22 protein-coding genes are annotated in these 23080 nt (G+C 72.2%); 9 read left to right on the top strand and 13 right to left on the bottom strand.

Annotated features, from left to right (window positions below):
* The first annotated feature begins 272 nt into the window (after positions 1 to 272).
* The 7 genes from AB0881_RS02980 (at position 273) to AB0881_RS02950 (ending at position 7391) form a co-directional block, all read left to right on the top strand.
* The gene (locus tag AB0881_RS02980; RefSeq protein WP_366613765.1) at positions 273 to 1562 is read left to right on the top strand and encodes an extracellular solute-binding protein; all 1290 of its coding nucleotides are present in this window, start codon (positions 273 to 275) and stop codon (positions 1560 to 1562) included.
* Positions 1562 to 2551 carry a sugar ABC transporter permease gene (locus tag AB0881_RS02975; protein WP_366613764.1) on the top strand — a complete coding sequence of 330 codons (990 nt, stop codon included), beginning with the start codon at positions 1562 to 1564 and terminating at the stop codon, positions 2549 to 2551. The genes AB0881_RS02980 and AB0881_RS02975 overlap by 1 nt, the downstream gene beginning before the upstream one ends.
* Entirely contained in the window at positions 2548 to 3411 is an 864-nt protein-coding gene (locus tag AB0881_RS02970) for a carbohydrate ABC transporter permease (protein ID WP_366613763.1), read from the top strand. The genes AB0881_RS02975 and AB0881_RS02970 overlap by 4 nt, the downstream gene beginning before the upstream one ends.
* Entirely contained in the window at positions 3408 to 4871 is a 1464-nt protein-coding gene (locus tag AB0881_RS02965) for a glycoside hydrolase family 3 N-terminal domain-containing protein (RefSeq protein ID WP_366613762.1), read from the top strand. Before AB0881_RS02970 ends, AB0881_RS02965 begins: the two co-directional genes overlap by 4 nt.
* 70 nt (positions 4872 to 4941) lie before the next feature.
* A complete protein-coding gene (locus AB0881_RS02960; protein WP_366613761.1) occupies positions 4942 to 5406 on the top strand; it encodes an Rrf2 family transcriptional regulator in 465 nt (154 codons plus the stop codon).
* Positions 5407 to 5418: 12 nt separating this feature from the next.
* Complete coding sequence (locus AB0881_RS02955) at positions 5419 to 6210, top strand: DNA-formamidopyrimidine glycosylase family protein (protein ID WP_366613760.1); 792 nt, start codon at positions 5419 to 5421, stop codon at positions 6208 to 6210.
* A gap of 179 nt (positions 6211 to 6389) precedes the next feature.
* Positions 6390 to 7391, top strand: a complete 1002-nt coding sequence (locus AB0881_RS02950; RefSeq protein ID WP_366613759.1) for a LysR family transcriptional regulator — start codon at positions 6390 to 6392, stop codon at positions 7389 to 7391.
* On the opposite strand, the gene AB0881_RS02945 is transcribed toward AB0881_RS02950, so the two are convergent.
* From AB0881_RS02945 to AB0881_RS02920, 6 genes are all read right to left on the bottom strand, one after another.
* The gene (locus tag AB0881_RS02945) at positions 7338 to 7853 is read right to left on the bottom strand and encodes a hypothetical protein (protein WP_366613758.1); all 516 of its coding nucleotides are present in this window, start codon (positions 7851 to 7853) and stop codon (positions 7338 to 7340) included. The two genes, AB0881_RS02950 and AB0881_RS02945, sit on opposite strands and share 54 nt — an antisense overlap.
* Positions 7854 to 7947: 94 nt before the next feature.
* Complete coding sequence (locus tag AB0881_RS02940; protein ID WP_366613757.1) at positions 7948 to 8415, bottom strand: DNA starvation/stationary phase protection protein; 468 nt, start codon at positions 8413 to 8415, stop codon at positions 7948 to 7950.
* A 115-nt stretch (positions 8416 to 8530) separates the two neighbouring features.
* Positions 8531 to 8899: a helix-turn-helix transcriptional regulator gene (locus AB0881_RS02935; RefSeq protein WP_366613756.1), complete on the bottom strand. Its 369-nt coding sequence runs from the start codon at positions 8897 to 8899 to the stop codon at positions 8531 to 8533.
* A 110-nt stretch (positions 8900 to 9009) separates the two neighbouring features.
* Positions 9010 to 10296: a CinA family nicotinamide mononucleotide deamidase-related protein gene (locus AB0881_RS02930; protein WP_366613755.1), complete on the bottom strand. Its 1287-nt coding sequence runs from the start codon at positions 10294 to 10296 to the stop codon at positions 9010 to 9012.
* A gap of 305 nt (positions 10297 to 10601) precedes the next feature.
* On the bottom strand, positions 10602 to 11303 hold the full coding sequence (locus tag AB0881_RS02925; RefSeq protein ID WP_366613754.1) for a hypothetical protein: 702 nt from the start codon (positions 11301 to 11303) through the stop codon (positions 10602 to 10604).
* Entirely contained in the window at positions 11296 to 12090 is a 795-nt protein-coding gene (locus AB0881_RS02920; RefSeq protein WP_366613753.1) for an RNA polymerase sigma factor, read from the bottom strand. The genes AB0881_RS02925 and AB0881_RS02920 overlap by 8 nt, the downstream gene beginning before the upstream one ends.
* Positions 12091 to 12299: 209 nt before the next feature.
* Here AB0881_RS02920 and AB0881_RS02915 point away from each other — a divergent pair, with 209 nt between their 5' ends.
* Complete coding sequence (locus AB0881_RS02915) at positions 12300 to 12578, top strand: helix-turn-helix transcriptional regulator (RefSeq protein ID WP_366613752.1); 279 nt, start codon at positions 12300 to 12302, stop codon at positions 12576 to 12578.
* 202 nt (positions 12579 to 12780) lie between these two features.
* Entirely contained in the window at positions 12781 to 13197 is a 417-nt protein-coding gene (locus AB0881_RS02910; RefSeq protein WP_366613751.1) for a hypothetical protein, read from the top strand.
* A gap of 120 nt (positions 13198 to 13317) precedes the next feature.
* Here AB0881_RS02910 and pgsA read toward each other — a convergent pair whose 3' ends face one another.
* From pgsA to AB0881_RS02875, 7 genes are all read right to left on the bottom strand, one after another.
* A complete protein-coding gene (pgsA, locus tag AB0881_RS02905; protein ID WP_366613750.1) occupies positions 13318 to 13908 on the bottom strand; it encodes a CDP-diacylglycerol--glycerol-3-phosphate 3-phosphatidyltransferase in 591 nt (196 codons plus the stop codon).
* On the bottom strand, positions 13905 to 15305 hold the full coding sequence (gene rimO, locus AB0881_RS02900; RefSeq protein ID WP_366613749.1) for a 30S ribosomal protein S12 methylthiotransferase RimO: 1401 nt from the start codon (positions 15303 to 15305) through the stop codon (positions 13905 to 13907). The genes pgsA and rimO overlap by 4 nt, the downstream gene beginning before the upstream one ends.
* 50 nt (positions 15306 to 15355) lie before the next feature.
* The gene (locus tag AB0881_RS02895) at positions 15356 to 16108 is read right to left on the bottom strand and encodes a helix-turn-helix domain-containing protein (protein WP_366613748.1); all 753 of its coding nucleotides are present in this window, start codon (positions 16106 to 16108) and stop codon (positions 15356 to 15358) included.
* A 239-nt stretch (positions 16109 to 16347) separates the two neighbouring features.
* A complete protein-coding gene (locus AB0881_RS02890) occupies positions 16348 to 18984 on the bottom strand; it encodes a DNA translocase FtsK 4TM domain-containing protein (protein ID WP_366613747.1) in 2637 nt (878 codons plus the stop codon).
* 60 nt (positions 18985 to 19044) lie between these two features.
* On the bottom strand, positions 19045 to 20730 hold the full coding sequence (locus tag AB0881_RS02885; protein ID WP_366613746.1) for a ribonuclease J: 1686 nt from the start codon (positions 20728 to 20730) through the stop codon (positions 19045 to 19047).
* Positions 20727 to 21662, bottom strand: coding sequence for a 4-hydroxy-tetrahydrodipicolinate synthase (dapA, locus tag AB0881_RS02880; RefSeq protein ID WP_366613745.1), 936 nt, complete (start codon positions 21660 to 21662; stop codon positions 20727 to 20729). Before dapA ends, AB0881_RS02885 begins: the two co-directional genes overlap by 4 nt.
* A gap of 1118 nt (positions 21663 to 22780) precedes the next feature.
* Positions 22781 to 22951 carry a hypothetical protein gene (locus tag AB0881_RS02875; RefSeq protein ID WP_366613744.1) on the bottom strand — a complete coding sequence of 57 codons (171 nt, stop codon included), beginning with the start codon at positions 22949 to 22951 and terminating at the stop codon, positions 22781 to 22783.
* Positions 22952 to 23080: the final 129 nt, after the last annotated feature.

Raw genomic sequence — 23080 nt, 5'->3', positions numbered from 1 at the left:
CCTCGAAGTCTCAATCCGCTAACGGACGGTTTTGTTTAGGAAAGTTTCTTGTTAGTTTACGCCAAGCGTCCTGCCGCCCGGCGACCGGTCCGGGCGGAACGGCGGGGACGTGCGCAGCGCCGGCCGGCGGGCCGGGTGTCCAGGTGGACGGCATGGAGACGAGAGGGGCATGACCGGACCCTAGCGGTACGGTCGCTTCCCCACCCCCGCTCGTCCCGTGCCCCGCCCGGGCCCCGCGCCGCGCCGGCCGATGCCGGGAAAAGGAGAATCCCATGAAGATCGCGAAATTCGCGGCCCTCGGTGCCGCCCTGGCGATCGGGCTGTCCGCCTGCGGTGGCGGCGGCGACGACGGAAAAGGATCCACGGGCGAGGACCCCGCGAAGATCACCGCGTGGTTCATGGGCGCCGCCAACGCGCCCCAGGACAAGGTCCTGGCCCAGGCCAAGGCGGACTTCCAGCAGAAGCACCCCAAGACCGACGTCGAGGTCGTGTACGTCCCGTGGCCCGACGCGACCAAGAAGCTCCAGGACGCGCTGAACACCGGCCAGGGCCCGGACGTCGTCGAGATCGGCAACGACCAGGCGGTGACCTGGGCGGCGCAGGAGGCGCTCGCCGACGTCACCAAGCAGTACGGCGGCTGGGCCGAGGGCAAGGACATCATCAAGGGCTCGCTGGAGCTCGGGCAGCTCGACGGCAAGACCTACGCGGTGCCGTGGTACGCGGGCGTCCGCGTCGTCTGGTACCGCAAGGACCTGTTCGAGAAGCACAAGGTCACCCCGCCCAAGACCTGGGACGAGATGAAGGCCGCGGCCAAGAAGCTGCAGGACGGCGAGGGCGGCGACGTCGCCGGCATCGCGGCGCCCAGCGACTTCACCAACGGCTTCGCCAGCTTCCTGTGGGGCGCCGGCGGCGAGATCGCCGCCCAGGAGGGCGGCAAGTGGGTCGGCAAGCTCGACACCCCGCAGGCCAAGCAGGCCGTCGAGTACTACACCGGCCTGGTCAAGGACGGCGTCGCGCCCAAGAAGTACATCGGCGTGAACGAGCTGGCCGGCCCGCAGCGCGACTTCGCCAACGGCAAGGTCGCGATGTACATCGACGGCGCCTGGACGCTCCCGCAGATCGAGAAGATCAGCAAGAAGCACACGTCCGACATGGGCGTCTTCACCATCCCGACGCCGACCGGGCAGATCGGCCCGGCGTTCGCGGGCGGCTCGCACCTGGCGGTCTGGCGCGACAGCAAGAGCCCGAACGTCGCGTTCGACTACCTCGCCTCGGTCGCCAGCAAGAAGAACGCCAAGGCGTTCGCCGACGGGCTGAAGTTCTTCCCGCAGTACAACGACCTGCTGCAGGGCGGCGGGTACGGCAGTGACCCGATCCAGGGTCCGGCCGCGCAGCAGATGGCCAACGTCAAGGGCGCGCCGAAGACGCCGAACTGGACCGAGGCCGACCAGAACAAGAAGATCATCCCGACCATGCTCAAAGAGGTCATGAACGGGACGCCGGTCGACCAGGCGATCGCCAAGGCCAACAAGGCCCTGACCGACACCCTCAACCAGAGCTGATGGCGCAGACCGTCCAGGTGGCGGGGCCCGCGCCGGACCGGACCCGGTCCGGTCCGGCGCCGGGCCGCCCCCGCCGTGCCGGGTCCCGCTTCCGGGCGGGGCCGTACCTGCTGATCGTCCCCACCGTCGCGATCATCGCGGCGCTGATCCTGTACCCGATCGGCCAGCTCGTCTGGATGGCGTTCCACAAGATCGGCTCCCGCGAGGCGCGCGGCCTGGAGCCGGCCGAGAACGTCGGGCTGGAGAACTTCCGGACCGTCCTCGGCGACGGCTTCTTCTGGAAGGTCCTGGTCAACACCGTCGTCTCGGCGGCCGCGATGGTGATCCTCACGCTGGTGCTGGGCACCCTGGTCGGGCTGCTGCTGCAGCGGCTCGGCCGCAAGATGTCGCTGCTGGTCTCGGCCGGGGCGCTGCTGGCCTGGGCGACCCCCGCGATCTCGGCGGCGATCGTCTACAAGTGGCTGTTCACGCCGGGCGGCGGCATCGTCCCGTGGTTCCTGAACGCGCTGCCGGACTGGCTCGCCGGGACCGGCTGGAACGACTACAACTGGTTCGGCAGCGCCGGGACGACCTACTTCGTCCTGGTGCTGTGCGTGGTCTGGCAGGGGTTCCCGTTCATCGCCGTCTCGGTGCTGGCCGGGCTCAAGAGCGTGCCGGGCGAGCTGTACGAGGCGGCGCGGGTGGACGGCGCCGGCCCGTGGCGGACGTTCTGGCAGATCACCTTCCCGCTGCTGCGGCCGGTGTTCCTGGTGCTGACCGTGCTGTCGATCATCTGGGACTTCAAGATCTTCACCCAGCTGTACTTCCTGTCCGGCGGCACCGCCAACCGGGACTCGTTCAACCTGTCGATGTACGCCTACTCGGCCGCGGTGGCGTTCCCGGCCAAGTACGGCCTCGGCGGCGCGATCGCGCTGATCCTCACCGTGATCCTGCTGATCTTCACCGGCTTCTACGTGCGCGTCATGGTCAAGCAGGGGGAGGTCGCGTGAGCGGGACGGAAGGGCGCGGTGCCGCGAAGCGGTCCACGAGGATCGCGCTGAACGGGGCCGGGCTGCTGGTCTTCCTCTTCGCCGTCTTCCCCGTCTTCTGGATGGTGATGACCGCGTTCAAGACCGACGAGGACATCAACTCCAGCACGCCGCTGCCCGTACCGCTGCACTGGACGCTGGAGCACTTCCGGGCGGTGTTCAGCGGGCAGGGGCTGGAGTTCGGCATCCTGCACTTCTTCGCCAACAGCCTGATCGTCGCGCTGGCGACGGTGGCGGTCTCGGGCGTGGTGGCGCTGCTGGCCGCGTACGCGGTGGCGCGGACGCGGTTCCGCGGCCGGGCGAGCTTCCTGGTCATGCTGATCGTCGTGCAGATGGTGCCGCTGGAGGCGCTGATGCTGCCGCTGATGCTGAACGCGCAGCGGCTCCAGCTGCTCAACAGCCTGACCGGGCTGATCATCGTGTACATCGGGTCGTCGCTGGGCTTCTCGATCCTGATGCTGCGCGGCTTCGTGGCCGCGATCCCGAAGCAGCTGGAGGAGGCGGCGGCGCTGGACGGCGCGTCCGGCCGGACGATCTTCTGGCGGATCACGTTCCCGCTGGTGGCGCCCGGGCTGGTGGCGACGAGCATCTTCTCGTTCGTGACCGCGTGGAACGAGTTCGTGATCGCGTTCGCGTTCCTCAAGGACCAGGAGAAGTACCTGCTGCCGCTCACGCTGTCGTACCACTTCGGCCGGACGCAGGTGGAGTGGGGCTCGATCATGGCGGCCTCCACGCTGTTCACCATCCCGGTCATGATCTTCTTTCTCATCGTTCAGCGCCGGATGGTGTCCGGCCTGGTCTCAGGGGCGGTAAAGGGTTGAGCAACGACCGGAGCGACGACGAGATCGGGCGGCTGGCGCGGGGCACGCTGCTGCCCGCGTTCGGCGGGGCGGCGGCGCCCGGCTGGCTGCTGGCCGAGCTGGAGCGCGGGCTGGGCGGGGTCACGCTGTTCGCGATCAACGGCAACGTGCCCGGCACCGAGGAGCTGGCGGCACTGACCGGCGAGCTGCGCAAGGCCGGCACGCCGCTGGTCACCATCGACGAGGAGGGCGGCGACGTCACCCGGCTCGGCGGGCACCTGACCGGCAGCCCGTACCCGGGCAACGCCGCGCTCGGCGCCGTGGACGACCCGGCGCTGACCCGCCGGGTCTACCGCTCGCTGGGCGCCGAGCTGGCCGAGGTGGGGGTGAACCTCAACTTCGCGCCGTCGGTGGACGTCAACACCGCCGACGACAACCCGGTGATCGGGACCCGCTCGTTCGGGTCCGACCCGGAGCTGGTCGCGCGGCACGCCGCGGCGGCCGTGGCCGGCACGCAGGAGGCGGGGGTGGCGGCGTGCGCCAAGCACTTCCCCGGCCACGGCGCCACCTCGACGGACTCCCACCTGGGCGTGCCGGTCGTGGACGCGGGGCTGGAGGTGCTGGAGCGGCGCGAGCTGCCGCCGTTCCGCGCCGCGATCGACGCGGGGGCCAGGGCGGTCATGACCGGTCATCTCGCCCTGCCGTCGGTCACCGGCGACGTGCCCGCCACCCTCTCCCCCGCCGCGATCACCGGGCTGCTGCGGGAGCGGCTCGGGTACGAGGGAGTGATCGTCACCGACGCCCTCGACATGGACGGCGCCAGCGGGGCGATCGGCATCCCGGAGGCGGGCGTGCGGGCGCTGGCCGCGGGCGCCGACCTGCTGTGCCTGGGCCCGCGCGAGCACGAGGAGAGCCTGCGCGCCACGCTGGCCGCCATCGGCGCCGCCGTGCGGGAGGGGCGGCTGCCGCTGGAGCGCCTCGCCGACGCCGCCGAGCGGACCCGGCGGCTCAAGGAGTGGCTGGCCGGCCGCGGCCCCGCCGTGGTCGACCGGTCCGCCGGGCTGGACGCGGCGCGCCGCGCGGTGCGGGTCTCCGGAGAGCTGCCCCGCTGGAACGGCGCGCCGCCGCTGGTCGTGGAGCTGGAGGCGGCCGGCAACATCGCGGTCGGCCCGACTCCGTGGGGGCTGGGCCCGTGGGCGCCCGGCATGGTGCGGGCGGCCGGGGCGAACGGCGAGGTGGCCCCCGTCTTGGAACGTGCCCAGGGCCGCGGCCTCGTCGTCGTCCTCCGCGACGCGCACCGGCACACCGATCAGCGGGCGTTCACCACGGCGGTGCTGGCCGCCCGGCCGGACGCGGTGCTGGTGGAGATGGGCCTGCCGGTCTGGGCGCCCGAGGGGGCCGTGCACCTGGCCACCTACGGCGCCGCGCAGGCCAACGCGCAGGCCGCCGCCGAGCGGCTCGGGCTCACGGCGGCCGCCTAGCGGCGTCCCGGGAGGCCCCCTAGCGGGGAGGACAGCCCGACCAGTCCGATCGGCAAGGGATAATACGTACATGCGATTGTCCGCCCGGGTCGACTACGCGCTGCGCGCCGCGGCGGAGCTGGCGGTGGCCGGAGACCATCCGGTCACCGCGGTCCAGCTCGCCGAGGCCCAGCAGATCCCGCCGAAGTTCCTCGAGAACATCCTCGGCCAGCTGCGCCGCTCCGGCCTGGTCCGCAGCCAGCGCGGCCCGGAGGGCGGCTACTGGCTGGCGCGGCCGCGCGACCAGATCTCGCTCGCCGACATCATCCGCGCCATCGACGGGCCGCTGCTCGGCGTGCGCGGCGAGCGGCCCGAGCACGTGGGGTACGAGGGGCCGGCGCGCTCCCTCCAGGAGGTGTGGATCGCGCTGCGCGCCAGCGAGCGCTCCATCCTGGAGCGGGTCAACCTCGGGCACATCGCGAACGGCGAGCTGCCGCCGCCGGTCGCCAAGCTCACCGAGGACCCGGCCGCATGGGAGAGCCCCTCCTTTATCTGAGCCGCTCCCGCCATGCCCGAAGGTGACGCCGTCTGGCTGACCGCCCGGCGCCTGCGCCAGGCGCTCGTCGGGCGGCCGCTGGCGCGGGCCGACTTCCGCGTCCCCCGGCTCGCCACCACCGACCTGCGCGGCCGTACGGTCGAGGCGGTCCTGTCCCGGGGCAAGCATCTGCTGATCCGCGTCGAGGGCGGCCTGACGATCCACGTCCACCTGCTGATGGACGGCCGGTGGCGGGTCCGCGAGGCCGGTCCGCCGCCGCCCCGCGACCACCGGCTGCGGCTCGTCCTGGAGAACGCCGAATGGCAGGCCCTCGGCTTCTCGCTGGGCATCCTGGAGGTCGTGCCGACACCGGAGGAGGCCGGGATCGTCGGGCGGCTCGGCCCCGACCTGCTGGATCCCGAGTGGTCCCCGGCCCTGGCCGCCGAGGCCGTACGCCGCCTGTCGGAGGAGCCGGACAGGGCCGTCGGCGAGGCGCTGCTCGACCAGGGCCTGCTGGCCGGGATCGGGAACGTCTACAAGGCCGAGATCCTGTTCCTGCGCGGCCTCGACCCCTGGACGCCGGTACGCGACGTACCGGACCTGGACGCCGTCGTCGCGCTGGCCCGCCGCCTGCTCAACGCCAACAAGGAGCGGCACGGCCACATCACCACCGGCGACCGCCGCCCGGGCCGCGAGCACTGGGTGTACGGGCGCGCCGGCCGCCCGTGCCGCCGCTGCGGCACCCGCATCAAGCGCGCCGACCAGCCGTCCGGCGCGGGCGACCGCGTGACGTTCTGGTGCCCGCGCTGCCAGCCGCGCCGCTGACCGGCGCGTTCGCCCGCGTGCGGTCGGCGCCCGTCCGGGGGCGCGCGCCTGCCCCGGGCGGGTCGCCGCCGGTGTCCGGGTCGCCGGATCCTGCGCCCGTACGAAGATCGTGCGCCTTGGCCGGCACCCAAGTCAATTCTCGGATTCCCTTGGTCAGCCCCTAGCACTACCTTGGGTACGTGACCCTGGACGACCTCCGCGTGTTCGTCGCGGTATGCGAGGCCGAGAGCCTGAGCGCCGTGGCCCGCGACCTCGGCCGCAGCCAGCCGGCCGTGAGCCAGCACGTCAAGCGGCTGGAGAAGGAGACCGGCGTCCCGCTGCTGGAGCGGCGCCCGCGCGGCGTCTCCCCCACCCCCGCGGGCCGCATCCTCTACCGCGCCGCAGCCGAGGGGCTTGGCGGCCTCGGCACCGCGCTGCGGCAGCTCGACGACCTGCGCCGCGGCGCCGGCGGCACGGTCCGGATCGCGACCGGCGCCACGACCGTACGGCACTTCATGGCCGAGGGCGTCGCCGTCTTCCGGGACCGGCACCCCGAGGTCGCGCTGCAGTTCGTCACCGCCGGGTCCAGCCGCCGCTGCCTGGAGGCCGTCCAGGCGCACGAGGCCGACCTGGCCTGGGTCACCGCCGGCACGCCCTGCGACGGCGTCGAGCAGCGCCCCTGCGTGGAGCTGCCGTGGATCCTGGCCGTCCGGGTGGACGACCCGCTGGCGCACCGGGAGTCGGTCACGGTGGCCGAGCTGGCCGGGATCCGGCACATCGAACTGCCCGCGCACTCCACGTCCCGGCTCAGCCTGGAACGCGCCCTCGAGCGGCACGGCGTCCGGCTGGAGTCCGCGGCCGGCGTCGCGGACTGGGACACCGCCCTCCTGCTGGCCGAACTGGGCCTCGGCCACGCGGTCCTGCCCGCCCTGCCCGGCTGGAACCGCGGCCCCGGCGGCATCGTCCGCCTGATCCCGGTCCGCGGCCTCCCCCCGCTCGCCGCCGGCTGGGCCGCCCGCGCCTTCGACGCGCTCAGCCCGCCCGCGACCGAGTTCTCGAAGACCATCGAGGAGAACCTGCCCGGCACTAACCGAGCCGCCGCGGGAGCGGAACCGCGCGGACGCCGGACGCCTCCGGAGGAAGGCCATTCAGGGGCGGACAGCGACCTTTCCGGCGGACACGACGAGGCCGGCCTGCGGTGATCCGGCGCCGCAGTGCCTGCCGTTCGGGTACGTGACGCGGGGCGTGACATCGATCTTCTCGTCCACGAGCCGCTTGCCGCCCGCGCCCCTGAGCACCACCGTGACCTGGACCGGCGCCCGCGGCAGGTCGCCGACCTCGGCGAAGCCGTGCTTGCCGCCGTCCGGGGAACTGGACGCCCCGCAGGCGGCATCGGGGCCCTCGCCGTCGCAGCCCATGGGGACCGGCCTGCTCGTTCCCCGGAGCGTGAGCCTCTCGTTCCGGCAGGCGCCGTTCCAGCAGATCCGCATGGTCGCGGTCTCGACCTTCGCGGCGTCCGGGGGCCTGATGTCGAGGCCGATGCCGTGCCTGGCGGCGATCATCGTGCACGGGCGCGCGCCGCCGGACGCGCCGGTGCCGCAGGCGTTCAGCGCGAGCAGGGCGGCTCCGGCCGCCGCGACCCGGACCGGGGCAGGGAAGATCATCCGGATCTGACGCGGGAGCGGGCCGCCGGGTTCCGCCCGGAGAAAGGGCGAGGCCCCGGTCCGATGGACCGGGGCCTTGATGCGCGGGACGTCCTCAGACCTGCGCCTGGAACATCCAGTGCTGCTTCTCCAGGGCCGCCGTCGTCTCGATGAGCAGGTCCTGGGTGACCGGGTCGGGCTCGTCGGTCGCCGTGATCCGCTCCCGGAACCGCCCGATGACCTGCGCCAGCGCGTCGGTGATCGCGGCGACGACCTTGTCGTCCGCGAGGTAGCCGGCCTCCAGCTGCGGGATCTCGGTGCGGTCCGCGACGGTGCGGGCGCGGCCGTCGGGGTTCACGCCGATCGCCACGGCGCGCTCGGCGACCTCGTCCTGGTACTGCCGGGCCAGGTCGACCAGCTCGTCCAGATGCTCGTGCACGACCTTGAAATGCCGGCCGGTGAGGTTCCAGTGGGCCTGCTTGCCGATCAACGCCAGGTCGATCAGGTCGACGAGGGCGCCCTGCAGCGCCTCGCCCGCGACCTTACGGTCCGCCTCAGCGAGCGGGCTCTTGACCGCCACCATGATGAGGGCTCCTTCCGCGTCGTTGCGTCTTGTCCGTTACAACACGGAAGGGTCCCCGGTCATACCGCGTTCACTCATGAACAACCCCACACCGCGGCGGGGAATGAACGCGGGCTCAGGCCGCCACCATGTCGGCGCGGAACTCGTCGGCGATGCCCTCCGGCGTGGCCGGGATGCTCTCGGTCGAGATCCGCTCGGCCGGGATGCGCTCGTGCTCGGGCGCGCCCGCCATGACCGGCTCGTGCTGCAGCTCGGCGAGGGCCAGCTGGTCCGCCACTTCCCGCAGCACGTGCGAGAGCGGCACTCCCAGGGCCTTGCAGATCGAGGACAGCAGTTCCGATGACGCTTCCTTCTGTCCCCGCTCGACCTCGGAGAGATAGCCGAGGGAGACCCGTGCCGCCGCGGATACCTCACGGAGGGTGCGTCCCTGGCGCAGCCGCAGCTGCCGCAGTACATCACCGAGCAGCTGGCGAAGCAGGACCATCGTCTCGCTCCCTCCCTCAGTTCGGACCATCTTGGGTTCCACCGTACCCGGCTCGGACGCGAGCGTGGCAGACCGTGGATTTCGTGTTCGCTGGAAACGTAACGCTGTAATCAGCCCGGCTTCTCCCCATCTCTTCGAGCCTCCCGGCCTCCGGGGCCCACGTCAAGGCCCTGGATCACACGTCGTAGCTGCTCAAGGGCGTGCACGACGGTCATCCGCCGCATCACACCGCGAATCTCCGCTCCCGCACCGGGCACGGGAAGTGACGGACGTATCACTCGTGGTTCCGTCCCCGGGCCGGCCACCGCGACGAAAATCGTGCCGACGGGGTGCCCGTCCTGCGCTTCGGGGCCCGCCACACCGGTCACGGCGAGCCCGTACGTCGCTCCGAGCCTGTCCCGCACCCCGGACGCCATCGCCCCCGCGACGTCCGGATGCACCGCGCCGTGTGCGGCGAGGAGCTCGCCCGGCACACCGAGCAGCACCTCTTTCAACGCGGTCGCGTAGGCCACCATTCCCCCCGCGTACGTGGCCGACGATCCGGGCATCCGGGTCAGCTCGGCCCCGATCAGGCCGCCGGTCAGCGACTCCGCGGTCGCCACCGTCGCGGAACGTTCCGCCAGCAGCCGGTGGACGACCCGGTCGAGCGTCTCGGCACCGGACCCGTACACCGCGTCGCCCAGCAGCTCCCGCACCGCCGCCTCGGCCTCGTCCAGCCGGGCGCCCGCGCCGGGCCCGGTCGCGGTGATCCGGATCTTCACCTCGGCCGGATCGGGCAGGTAGGCCAGCCGCACCCCGTCCATGGCCTCCACCGGCGCCAGGTCCGACGCCAGCTCCGACTCCCAGAGCGCCGCCGTGCGGAGGGTGCGGCGGGCCACCTTGGACCCGCCCGCCAGCTCCGGCAGCACCGACTCGTCGATCATCGTCCGCATCTCGAACGGCACGCCCGGCAGCGCGTACACCACGCCGCCCGCCAGCTCGACCCGCAGCCCGGCCGCGCTCCCGGCCGAGTTGACCAGCACTCCCGCGCCCGCGGGCACGTCGGCCATCCGCAGCGCCATGGGCTTCAGCTCGTGCCCGGCCGCCGCCACCCGCTCGCGCAGCCGCCGTTCCAGCTCCGGGTCGCGGACGAGCGCCACGCCGGCCGCCTTGGCCAGCGCGTCCCGGGTGAGATCGTCGTACGTCGGCCCGAGCCCGCCGGTGGTGATGACCGCGTCGGCCCGTTCCAGCGCCTCCTCGACCGCGGCGATGATCACGTCGAGCTCGTCCCCCACGACCACGCTGCGGGTGACCTCGAGGCCGTGCTCGGCGAGCCGCTGCCCCATCCACGCCGCGTTGCCGTTGACCGTGTCGCCGAGCAGCAGCTCGTCCCCGATGGTGACCAGCTCGACCCGCACCCGCGTCCTCCCCACCCGGCGGCCCACCCCGCCGACCCGTCCGAATCTACGCCAGCCCTCCGACACCCCGCCGCCCCCACTCCCCTCGCGCCCCACCCGCGCCCGCCCCCGCATCCCACGACGCCCGCAACCGCCGCGTCGGCTCGTGGCTGGGCCCTCTGCGCTCGCGTGCCGAAGGCCTACAGGCCACGAGTCGACGTCTCGGCGGGCGGGTGGGTGTGGGGCATGGGGCGACCCCGCGCGTGCGGTGCGCGGGGCCGCCCCTGGGCCGGGACCTCAGGCGATCGGTGGACGGCGGGTCTCGATCACGGGGTCCCGGACCCGCTCCGGCCCGCCGGGTCGGCGGGGGTTCCACCCTGATCGGGGATCCGGACCCGGTCCGGGCCCCCGGCGGGCCCGGCGGGGACCGGGTCGCAGGCCCGGACGGGGCCGGTGACGACCTGCGCCGCCACGCTGCCCGCGCGGGCCGGGTCGGCCCGGTCGAAGGTCGCCTCGATGACGAGGAAGCGGTCGGGCGCCAGGCGGCCGGCGCCGACGTTCAGGACGGTGCCCTCCTTGGTGGCGGCCTGGCCGAGCGTCGGCGCCCGGCCGGGCGGTACGGCGCCGCCGCGCGGGGCGGTGCACCTCTGCCCGGCGGGGACGTAGTCGACCACCGCGGGCACGCCCGCCTCGCGCAGGCTCGCCTGCAGCTTCTCCGGCTCCAGGAACTCCCTGATCGTGATCTCGGTGGAGCCGTCGGGCTTCTTCTCGACGGCGTACGCGGGGGTGTCCAGGACCGCGGGCAGGGCCACCGCCGCCGTGACCGCGGCCGCGGCGGTCACCGCCGCGGCCAGGCCCAGGCGCAGCCGCCCGCGGCGGCGGGCCGGGGGCGCGGGCACCCGCGCGGGGGCCGCGGGCCGTTCGGTACGGGCCGCCCGCATGAGCGCCGCGCGGGCCTCCTGGCGTGCCCCGTCCGGCAGGGGCGGCACCTCGCTGCCCAGGCGGGAGAGCAGTTCGATCTCATTCACCGTGGTCACTCCGTTCTGCGATGTGGGTGCCGTCCACGTGTCGGCGGAGCCGTCCCCGGGCGCGGTGGATGCGCGAGCGCACCGTGCCGACGGGGATCTCCAGTGCGGAGGCGATCTCCGGGTACGTCAGGTCGCCCCAGGCCAGCAGGAGGAGGGCGTCCCGGTCGCCGGGCCGCATCTCCTCCAGCGCGCCGGTCAGGGCGCGGGCGGCGGCGCCGGCGTCGACCCGGTCGGCCACCCGCTCGGCGGGGGACGCCTCGGCGCCGTCCGGGCGCGCCCTGGCCAGGGTCCGCCAGCGCCGCGCCTCGGCCCGGCGGTGGCCGCGGACCTGGTTGGTCGCGATGCCGAGCAGCCAGGGCAGGGCTCCGGGCGCGCGCTCCGGGTCGAACCGGCGGCGCTGCTCGAAGGCCGCCAGGAACGTGTCGGAGACCAGGTCGTCGGCCTCGTCCGGGCCGACCCGCCGGGCAAGGTAGCGGTGCACCCGGGCGGCGTAGCGGTCGAACAGCGCCGCGAACGTCTCCGGTGCCCGGAGGGAGCGTTCGATCAGGTCGGCGTCGTCCGGCTCCCCGGCCGGTACGGCCGCCGCGCCGGCGGCGCTGCCCGCCGTACCGCCCGCCATGCCGCCCGCAGTGCCCGCCGTGCCGCCCGCCATGCCGCCCGCAGTGCCCGCCGTGCCGCCCGTCATACCGCTCACCGTGCCGCCCGCAGTGCCGTCCGCCGTGCCGCTCGCCGCCGGGTGCCCGGCCGGGCCGCGTGGCGTGCGGTCCCCGCTCCGGATGATCTCCATGGCCGCCCCGTCCCTCGTCGTCTCGCCTCACCACGTATTGGGCCGCGGCGGCGGAGCGGTTCACGGGCCGGCGCCGGGAGGTCGGCGGGCCGCCGCGGCGATTGTCCGCATCAGGCCGCCCCGGGACATAGCGAAACGATAACGGGCCGGTCTTAGCATTAACGCGGCATTCGTTTTCGCTCCCCGCCAAAGCCGAGGGTTACCGCCAAGTGCCTGAAGAATCAACCACAGAAGACTGGACCCGTTCGCTCGATCTCGTGAACCGGCTCACATCTCGCCAACTGGAGGTCTTCCTCCTGCTGGGCCGGGGCATGTCGAACCGCAGCATCGCGCTCGCGCTCGTGGTGAGCGAGCACACCGTCAAGGCCCACATCGCCAAGATCCTCAAGGAACTGGAGGTCGAGTCGCGGCTCCAGGCCGGGCTCGCGGCCCAGCTCTACCTGCTCGGACTCCGGGAACGCCGGCCGGGCGTGGCCGGCGTCCCCTGAGCCGTGCGCTGTGCCCGCGGACAACGAAACAGCTGGTAGGGACATATCATCAGAATCCACTTATAAGTAGTTCATCCAAAAGAATAATTGCCCGGCCCCCTTCCCCGGACGCAGTCTTGAACCGTCCGGCAAGACAGGCGAATGCGCACCGGCGAGAGCGGGATCCTCGCCGGCCGCGCACTCCGGGAAAGGGTGAAAAAGGATGAAACTCCGTACCACGCTGGGCATCGCCGGGATCGCGGCCGGTGTCGGCCTCGGGCTGGCGCCCGCCGCGGCCGCGCAGGGCCCCGCCGACGGCGAGGCCACCCTGGTGACGAAGTCCGGCACGCGCACCAGCGCGGCGGTGGTCGCCGTCAAGAAGACCACCGACCGCAGCGGCGGCGTCGCGGCGTCCAAGGGCGCCAAGTCGGGCGAGGTCTCGGCCAAGTGGTTCCGCTGCTGGGACGGCTGGCGCTCGGGCCGCACCTTCCACGAGAAGTGCGAGGGCAGCGCCTACCGGCCGTACGTCGACTGCACCAACGGCTACCGCTACATCTGGGGCACGTACTCGGGCGCCCGCGAGTTCTGGCTGAACTGCCCGGCGGGCAGCAACGCGATCTGGGGCGGGGCCTACGGCTGACGGGGCCGCCGAGCCTTCTCCCCCCTCCGCGACCGGGCGGTCATGCCGCCTCGGCCGCCGGTCGCGGGAGGCTTGAGAACCCCGGCGGCCGCGGGCGACCGGCCGCCGGGGCGCTCCCGGTCAGCGCCCGCGCCGCCGCTCGTGCCGCTGCCGCCACGCCTGCAGGACGTAGTCGGCCCCGGTCACCACCGTGACCACCAGCGCGGCCGCCATCAGGGCGTACCGGACCGGGTCCAGCGGGCCCGGCATGATGAAGAAGCCGATCGCGAGGACCTGCAGCATCGTCTTGAGCTTGCCGCCCTTGCCGGCCGGGATCACCCCGTACCGGATCACCACGAAGCGCATCAGCGTGATCCCGATCTCGCGGACCAGGATCACGATCGTCACCCACCACCACAGCTCGCCCAGCACGGACAGGCTGATCAGCGCGGCGCCGGTCAGCGCCTTGTCGGCGATCGGGTCGGCGATCTTGCCGAAGTCGGTGACCAGGTTGCGCTTGCGAGCGATGTCACCGTCGATCTTGTCGGTGATCGACGCGACCGCGAACACGGCGAACGCGCCCAGCCGCCACGCGGTGCCCTCCTGGAACAGCATCCAGAGGAAGAGCGGGACCAGCGCGATCCGGCTCAGCGTGAGCACGTTGGCGATGTTCCAGAGCCCCGCCTGGGGGGCGGGCGCCCCGGCGACCGGCTCGGGCGCGCCGGTCATCATGACGCTTCCGCCACCAGATCCACGCCGTCGCTCCCGGTGACCCGGGCGGCGACGATCTCGCCCAGCGGCAGCCCGTCGCCGCGGACCAGGACCGTCCCGTCCACTTCAGGCGCCTGGTGCGCGGCCCGGCCCTCGACGCCGCCGTCGGCCTTCTCCTCCAGCAGGACGTGGATCTCGGTGCCGATCCGGTCCTCGGCGCGCTGCGCGGTCAGCTCCTCGGCCAGCGCGGTGACCTCCTCGACGCGGGCGGCGACCTCGTCGGGGTCCAGCTTGCCGGGCAGGTTCGCGGCCTCGGTGCCGTCCTCGTCGGAGTAGCCGAAGACGCCGATCGCGTCCAGCCGGGCGGCCGAGAGGAACGCCATCAGCTCCTCCAGATCGTCCTCCGACTCGCCGGGGAAGCCGACGATGAAGTTGGACCGCACGCCCGCCTCGGGCGCCAGGTCGCGGACGCGGTCCAGCAGCTCCAGGAAGCGCTCCCGGTCGCCGAACCGCCGCATCGAGCGCAGCACCGGCCCGCTGGCGTGCTGGAACGACAGGTCGAAGTACGGCGCCACGCCCGGCGTCGAGCACAGCACCTCGATCAGCCCGGGACGCAGCTCGGCCGGCTGCAGGTAGCTCGCCCGCACCCGCTCGATCCCCTCGACCGCCGCCAGCTCCGGCAGGAGCCTCTCCAGGGCGCGCAGGTCGCCGAGGTCCTTGCCGTACGAGGTGGAGTTCTCGCTCACCAGCACCAGCTCGCGCACGTCGTGGCCGGCCAGCCAGCGCGCCTCCTCCAGCACCTCGTCCGGGCGGCGCGACACGTACGCGCCGCGGAACGCCGGGATCGCGCAGAACGTGCAGCGCCGGTCGCAGCCGGACGCCAGCTTCAGCGGCGCCACCGGCCCGCCGCCCAGCCGCCGCCTGAGCACTCGCGGACCGGAGGCGGGTGCCACCCCATCGGGCAGGTCTCCGTGCCCCGGTACGGCCACCTGGGACGCCGAGCGCTCGACCGGGCTGATCGGGAGGAGGGTGCGGCGGTCGCGCGGCTTGTGGGCCTCGGTCCGGCGGCCCGCCATCACGTCGTCGAGGCGCCGCCCGATCCCGGCGTAGTCGTCGAAGCTGAGGACCGCGTCGGCCTCCGGCAGCTCGGCCGCCAGCTCCGCGCCGTACCGCTCGGCCAGGCAGCCGGCCGCCACGACCTTGGCGCCGGAGTCGTGCGCGGCCAGCAGCGTGTCGATGGAGTCCTTCTTGGCCGCGTCGATGAACCCGCAGGTGTTCACCACGACCACGTCGGCGTCGTCGGCGGAGTCGGTGAGGCCCCAGCCCGCCTCTTCCATCCGGGCGGCGAGCTCTTCGGAGTCGACCTCGTTGCGGGCGCAGCCGAGCGTGACGAGGGAGACCGTACGGCGAGTGGACATGACCCTAAGGTAATGGCCCCCGGCCCCTAAGCCGACCAGCGGCCGCCCGATCAGGCGGTCTTCGGATCGTCCGGGGTGAAGGTCATCCGGGTCACCCCGCCGCCCTGGCCGGGCGTGCCGATGTCCTCGCCGTTCACCGCGACGCGCAGCCCGCCGCCGTTGCCGATCAGGATGCTGATCTTCTTCTTCTCGGTCCACTTCCGGCTGTCGCCGGCCCGGATCATGCCGCTGAACAGCTGCTCGCCCTTGTCGCCCCGGATGTTGACCCAGGTCGTACGGCGGGCCTTGACCTGGAGGACGACCTTCTTGCGCGGCGCGGCGGCCACCGGGTCGTTGGCCTTCGGCGGGGCCTTGGACGGCGTGGTCCTGGCGGGTGCGGGCGTCCCGGCGACCTGGCGGGCGGTACGCCGCTCGCCGCCGCCGGCGGTGGTCACCACCTGGAAGATCCCGTACACCACCACGAGGGCCAGCGCGAGCGCCATCGCGGCGCTCCAGTTGGGGGAACGGCGCTCGCGGAACGCCACGGCCCGCTCCGGCTCGAACGCGGCGGCGGCCGACAGCGGCATGGGCGCGCCGCCGTGCGCGTCGTCGTACTCGCGGACGAGCGGCTCCGGATCGATGCCGATCACGCGGGAGACGCTGCGGATGTGGCCGCGGGCGTAGAAGTTGCCGCCGCAGGTGCTGAAGTCGTCGTGCTCCATGGCCCGGATCACCGATTCGCGGATCCGGGTCTGGAGACTCACCTGGGTCAGGGTGAGACCGGCCTGCTCGCGCTCTCTCGCCAAGGTCTCACCGATGCTCACGCCAGGCCTCCTTAGAGCGGACCATGACCGAAACCCCACACTCCAGCGACTCCAGTCTAGGAACCGCAATGCCCACTCGGCGAGCGGCAACACGTTCGAAACCGGGCAAGATTTCGCATCATTCCGCCATGCCTGGTCGGGCGGCCCGCCGAGATCATCGCGAATCGCCACAAGATCGTTGCGACTGTGCGGCCGAAATCGGAACGGACAATTAACCTGATACGGCCAGTCCCCGACCGTTAGTCCCCGGCCTCCGGGCCGCCGCGCAGCGCCGCCAGCACCCCCGGCAGGTCGTCGGGCTTGGCGAGCACGTCGCGCGCCTTGGACCCCTCGCTCGGCCCCACGATGTCGCGGCTCTCCATCAGGTCCATCAGCCGCCCGGCCTTGGCGAACCCGACCCGCAGCTTGCGCTGCAGCATCGAGGTGGAGCCGAACTGCGTGCTGACGACCAGCTCGATCGCCTGCACCAGCAGGTCCATGTCATCGCCGATCTCCTCGTCGATCTCCTTCTTGGGACCGGCGACATCGGTGACGTCCTCGCGGTACCTCGCCTCCATCTGCGCCTTGCAGTGGTCGACGATGCCGTGGATCTCCTTCTCCGCCACGTAGGCGTTCTGGATCCGCATCGGCTTGCTGGCGCCCATCGGCAGGAACAGCGCGTCGCCCTGCCCGACGAGCTTCTCCGCGCCCGGCTGGTCGAGGATGACCCGGCTGTCGGACAGCGACGAGGTCGCGAACGCCAGCCGGGACGGCACGTTCGCCTTGATCAGCCCGGTCACCACGTCCACGCTGGGCCGCTGGGTGGCCAGCACCAGGTGGATGCCGGCCGCGCGGGCCAGCTGGGTGATCCGCACGACCGAGTCCTCCACGTCGCGCGGCGCCACCATCATCAGGTCGGCCAGCTCGTCCACGATGACCAGCAGGTACGGGTACGGCTGGTACACCCGCTCGCTGCCCGGCGGCGCCGTCAGCTTCCCGGCCCGCACCGCCTTGTTGAAATCATCGATATGCCGGAAACCGGACGCCGCCAGGTCGTCATAGCGGCGGTCCATCTCCCCGACCACCCATTCCAGGGCCTCGGCGGCCTTCTTGGGATTGGTGATGATCGGCGTGATCAGATGGGGAATGCCCTGGTACATCGTCAACTCGACCCGTTTGGGGTCGACCAGGATCATCCGCACCTCATCCGGCGTCGCCCGTACCAGCACCGAAGTGATCAGGCCGTTGATGCAGGTCGACTTACCGGCGCCCGTGGCACCCGCGATCAGGATGTGGGGCATCTTGGCCAGGTTGGCCACGACCGTGCGGCCCTCGACGTCCTTGCCCAGCCCCACGATCATCGGGTGGTGCTCGTTGGTCGCGGCCGGCGAGCGCAGCACGTCGCCGAGGCTGACGATGTCCTTGTCGACGTTCGGGATCTCCACCCCGATCGCCGACTTGCCGGGGATCGGGGAGATGATCCGTACATCGGCGCTCTTGACCGCGTACGCAATGTTCTTGGTGAGCGCGGTGACCTTCTCGACCTTGACCGCCGGACCCAGCTCGATCTCGTACCGGGTGATCGTCGGCCCCCGGGTGAACCCGGTGACCTGCGCGTCGATGTCGAACTGCTCCAGCACCCCGGTGAGCGCCTTCACGACGGTGTCGTTGGCCTTGGTCCGCGGCTTGGCCACGCTCCCGGGCCGCAGCAGCGCGGGCTCGGGCAGCTCGTAGATCTCCCCGGACGACGACAGCGGCAGCTGCTCCACGCGGCGCGGCGCCGGCGTCGGGTCGGGCGCCCGCCGCTCCGGCGGGTCGACGACCGTCTCGGCCTCGTCCTCGGGCCCGGGATCGGGCTCCGGCGGCGGCGGTGGCACGTCCCCGAACGGGTCCGCCTCGAAGAGATCGTCGGCCAGCTCGCGGGAGCCCTTGCCCTTCTTGGCGGGCTGCTCCTCCAGGACGGGCGTGTCGTACGGCCGGGAGTGCTCCCCGACCTCCAGCTCGTCGTCCGGCGGGACGTCCTCGGCGTCCTTCTTCGGCTTGCGCTTCCGCTTGGGCTTGGCGGCGGGCTCCGTCTCCTCGTCCTTCTCGCCCTTCTCGGCGGGCCGCGCGGGACGGCCCTGGAGGGTGGCGACGGCCCACAGGTCCGCGAGCCGCTCGGGCACCCGGGCGATCGGCGTCGCGGTCACCACCAGCAGCCCGAACGCCGACAGCAGGAGCAGCAGCGGCACCGCCACCCAGCCGCTCAGCGCGGACTCCAGCGGCGCCGACGACAGCCAGCCGACCACGCCGCCGGCCTCCCGCACGCCCGCCATGTCCTTCGCGGGCGCGGGCCCGCCGGCGGCGACGTGGATCACGCCCATCACGCCGACGCTCAGCGCGGTCAGCCCGATGACGATGCGGCCGGTGTCCTCGTTGTGCTCGGGATGGCGCAGCGTCCGCCACGCCAGCACCGCCAGCAGCACCGGCAGCGCCATGGCCACCACGCCGAGCCCGCCCCGGACGACCTGCTCCAGCGCGACCGGCACCACGCCGTCCGGCCGGAACCAGGTGACGGACGCGAGCACGATCGCGGCGCCGAGCAGCGCCAGGCCGAGCCCGTCGCGCTGGTGCTCGGCGTCCAGCCCGCGGGCGCCCCGCCCGTACGCGCGGAAGATCGACCCGACCGCGACCGCGGCCAGGTGGTAGAGCTTGAAGATCAGCTTGAAGAAGCCGACGAACAGCTGCGGGATCGGATCCGGCTTCTGCGGGGGACGCCCCTTGCCGCCGCGGCCCCCGCCCCCCTTGGCGCCGCTGGGGCGCTTGCGGGGGGCCGGGCTCGCGGGCTTGCGGGCACCACCGGCGCCGGACCGGGTACGGGACGACGCCTTCGCTCCCCCGGACGCACGTGTGGCCATGGTCATGAGACTAACCAAGGACCGCACGCGTTCCCCGCACCCGGGAAACGCCCGGAGTGTCTAGATCTCCACGACGACGGGGATGATCATCGGCCGCCGCCGGTAGTTGTCGTTGACCCACTTGCCGACCGTGCGGCGCACCACCTGGTTGAGCTGGTGCAGGTCGTTGACCCCGTCGGCGCCGCTGTCGCTCAGCACGGCCTCGATCCGCTCGATGATCTCGTCGAAGTCCTCGTTCATGATCCCGGCGCCGCGGGCGTGCACCTCGGGCCCAGCGACGATCTTGCCCGAGGTCGAGTCGATCCCCACCACGATGGAGACGAACCCCTCCTCGCCCAGGATCCGCCGGTCCTTCAGCGACGTCTCGGTCACCTCGCCGACCGACAGGCCGTCCACGTACACGTACCCGGCCGGGACCGCGCCGACGATCGACGCCTGCCCGTCCACCAGGTCGACGACCACGCCGTCCTCGGCGATGACGATGTTCTCGTCCGGTACGCCGGTCAGCGCGGCCAGCTTGGCGTGCGCCCGCAGGTGCCGCCACTCGCCGTGGATCGGCATGAAGTTGCCGGGCCGGGTCATGTTGAGCACGTACAGCAGCTCGCCCGCCGACGCGTGCCCGGACACGTGCACCAGCGCGTTGCCCTTGTGGACGATCCGCGCGCCCCAGCGGGTGAGGCCGTTGATGACCCGGTTGATCGAGGTCTCGTTCCCGGGGATCATCGACGAGGCCAGCATGACCGTGTCGCGCTCGGTGATCCGGATCTGGTGGTCCCGGTTGGCCATCCGCGACAGCGCGGACATGGGCTCGCCCTGGGATCCCGTGCACACCAGCACGACCCGCTCCGGCGGGATGTCGTCGAGCTGCTTGGGGTCGACCATCAGCTCGTCGGGGATCGACAGGTACCCGAGCTCCCTCGCGACCCCCATGTTGCGCACCATCGACCGCCCGATGAAGCACACCTTGCGCCCGTTCGCCACGGCCGCGTCCAGCACCTGCTGGACCCGGTGGATATGGGACGCGAAGCAGGCCACGATGATGCGTTCCTGAGCGGTCCGGAAGACATCGTCGATGACGGGCCCGATGTTGCGCTCGCTCGTGACGAACCCGGGCACCTCGGCGTTGGTCGAGTCGGACATCAGCAGATCGATGCCCTCGGCGCCCAGCCGGGCGAACCCGCCGAGGTCGGTCAGCCGCCCGTCCAGCGGCAGCTGGTCCATCTTGAAGTCGCCGGTGGCCAGCACCAGGCCCGCCGGGGTGCGGATGGCGACCGCGAGCGCGTCCGGGATCGAGTGGTTGACCGACAGGAACTCGCAGTCGAACACCCCGAACGACTGGCGCGCCCCCTCCTTGACCTCCACCTTCACCGGCTTGATCCGGTGCTCGTTGAGCTTGGCCTCCAGCAGGGCGAGCGTGAGCTTCGACCCCACCAGCGGGATGTCGGGCCGCTCCCTCAGCAGGTAGGGAACCGCGCCGATGTGGTCCTCGTGCCCATGCGTGAGGATCACGGCCTCGATCGCGTCGAGGCGATCGCGGATGTACTCGAAGTCGGGCAGGATCAGATCGATGCCCGGCTGCTCGGTCTCCGGGAACAGCACGCCGCAGTCGACGATCAGCAGTTTCCCGCCGTACTCGAACACGGTCATGTTGCGGCCGATCTCCCCCAGCCCGCCCAGCGCGACGATGCGCAGGCCGTGCTCGGGAAGCTTCGGCGGAGATGGCAGCCCGGGGTGAGGATGACTCACCGGGCGACCTCCGGAATGGTGACCTCCGGCACTTTGACTCCCCCTATCGTGAGGTCTTCGCGCAGGCGCGCCGCGAACTCCAGCGAGGCGTCGACCAGGGGCGCGCGTACCGTGCCGCCCGGCAGCCCCAGCAGGCTCAGCGCGGCCTTGACGGCGATTGCGCCCTGCGTACGGGTCATGATCGCCGTGACGACGGGAAGCAGCCGCCGGTGAATCTGCAGCGCCCGTTCCCGGTCCCCGGCGAGATACGCGTCGATCATCTCATGAAGGTCGGCCCCCACCACATGCCCGACCACGCTCACGAACCCGGCGGCCCCCACCGAGAGCCACGGCAGGTTGAGCGTGTCGTCCCCCGAGTAGAACGCGAGATCGGACTCGGCCATCACCACGGACCCGGCGAACAGGTCGCCCTTGGCGTCCTTGACCGCCACGATCCGCGGATGCTCGCCCAGCCGCAGCAGCGTCTCGGTGAGGATCGGCACCCCCGACCGCCCTGGGATGTCGTACAGCAGGTTGGGCAGCCCCGAAGCGTTCGCCACCTCGGTGAAGTGGTGGAGCAGCCCCTCCTGCGGAGGCTTGTTGTAGTACGGCGTGACGACCAGCAGGCCGTCCGCCCCGGCGTCCTCCGCCGCCCGCGCCAGGTACCGGCTGTGCGCGGTGTCGTTGGTGCCGGCCCCCGCCACGATGACGGCCCGGTCCCCGACCGCGTCGATCACCGTGCGCAGCAGCCGGTCTTTCTCGGCGTCGCTCGTCGTCGGCGACTCTCCCGTAGTCCCGTTGATGACGAGGCCGTCATGGCGCTGCTCGTCGACCAGGTAGGTCGCCAGGCGCGCGGCTCCGTCGTAGTCGACCCCGCCGTCGGGCCGGAACGGCGTGACCATAGCGGTCAGCATCCTCCCGAAGGGAGCGCCGCTGATTGTGCTGGGTGCCATAACTCAGAACGGTACCGCCCTGTTCATGGCGTACGCGAGCGGCGCCCTCACCTGGGAGGACGCCCGTCTCCCCACCCCCTTCAGGAACCCCCGCGACACCCTCCCCAGAACGGAAAACTTCCGGCAACACCCACCCGACAACGCAGGACCCCCAACCGAGCTCCCCCCATAAAGTCCCACCCCGCCCCACAAAAGGACAACAAGGCACACACTCCACACCCCAGACGCGTCCACACCCCCCCCATACGCACGCACACCCCCCATACAGACGCGCACCCCCCACGCACGCACACCCCCGCCTCTCCCGCGCGCCCCGCAAAGCCAAAGGCGAGCCCACCGAGCCGGAGGCGAGCTGGCCTTTCGATGCCGGAGGCGAGCCCGCGCCGCGATGCCGAAGGCGAGGCGGTCACGATGCCGGAGCAGGCCAGGCAGCCCCACAAAGCCGAAGGCGAGCCTGCCGAAGCCCGAGGCGAGGTGGCGCCGCGAAACCGGAGGCGAGCCTGCCCAAGCCAAAGGCGAAGCGGCCCTTCGATGCCGAAGGCGAGCCGACGCCGCGAGGCCGAAGGCGAGGCGGTCACGATGTTGGAGCAGGCCAGGTGGTCCCCCGAAGTCGAAGGCGGGCCTGCCGAAGCCGGAGGCGAGGTCGCGATGCCGAAGGCGAGCCTCGTCGCGATGCCGGAGGCGAGGCGGTTGCCACGCCGGAGCAGGCCAGGTGGTCCCACGAAGCCGAAGGCGAGTCTGCCGATGCCGAAGGCGAGGTTGCACCGCGATGCCGGAGGCGAGGCGTGGGGTGGGGCGTGACTGGCTGGGGTGGCCTGCTGAGGTGGCTGCGGGCCGGGAGCGTTGCGATCGCGTCCGAAGGCCAGATTCGAGCGAAGCGAGAATCTGATCGCGCAGCGAGCCGCCAAGGCGAGACGGAGCAATGCAGCGATCGCCGCATTGCCCGCCGAAGGAAGGCCGCCAAGGCCTGACGCCAAGGGCAATGCAATAAACGAGAGCCGCCCGCCACACGCTCGGGGGTACGCGTGGCGGGCGGCTTCTCTTTGCTCATCGTGGCACGCAAATGCCGCGTTACGGGGTCAGTCCGGCTACTTCCCGGACTCGGTTGGGTAACGCGCCTAGCTGGTCTCGGTGAGTTCGTACAGGCGGGCGCGCAGTTCCTCGACGTCGGGCGTGCGGACGAGTTCGTTGCCGCGTACGGCCCACCAGTGGCCGGAGCCGCCGCGGCCGATCCGCCAGCCGGCGAACTCGGCCGAGAGTTCGGTCAGCCGGTCGGTCTCGTGCCACATGCTCCGCTGAATACCCATCGGCCCCCACTCCGTTCTTCCGCCCATCCCTGATGGTCTTGTGGGTGCGTACCCGCGCCGGGGGCTCGTACAACAATGTGGTTGACCTGGGCAAAGGCAAGAATGGGAACG

It is taken from the genome of Spirillospora sp. NPDC029432 (genome assembly GCF_040703975.1).
In the GTDB taxonomy this organism is placed as follows: Bacteria; Actinomycetota; Actinomycetes; order Streptosporangiales; family Streptosporangiaceae; genus Spirillospora.
Note: the sequence above shows the minus strand (reverse complement) of the source record. Positions and strands in the feature narration are given on the sequence as shown.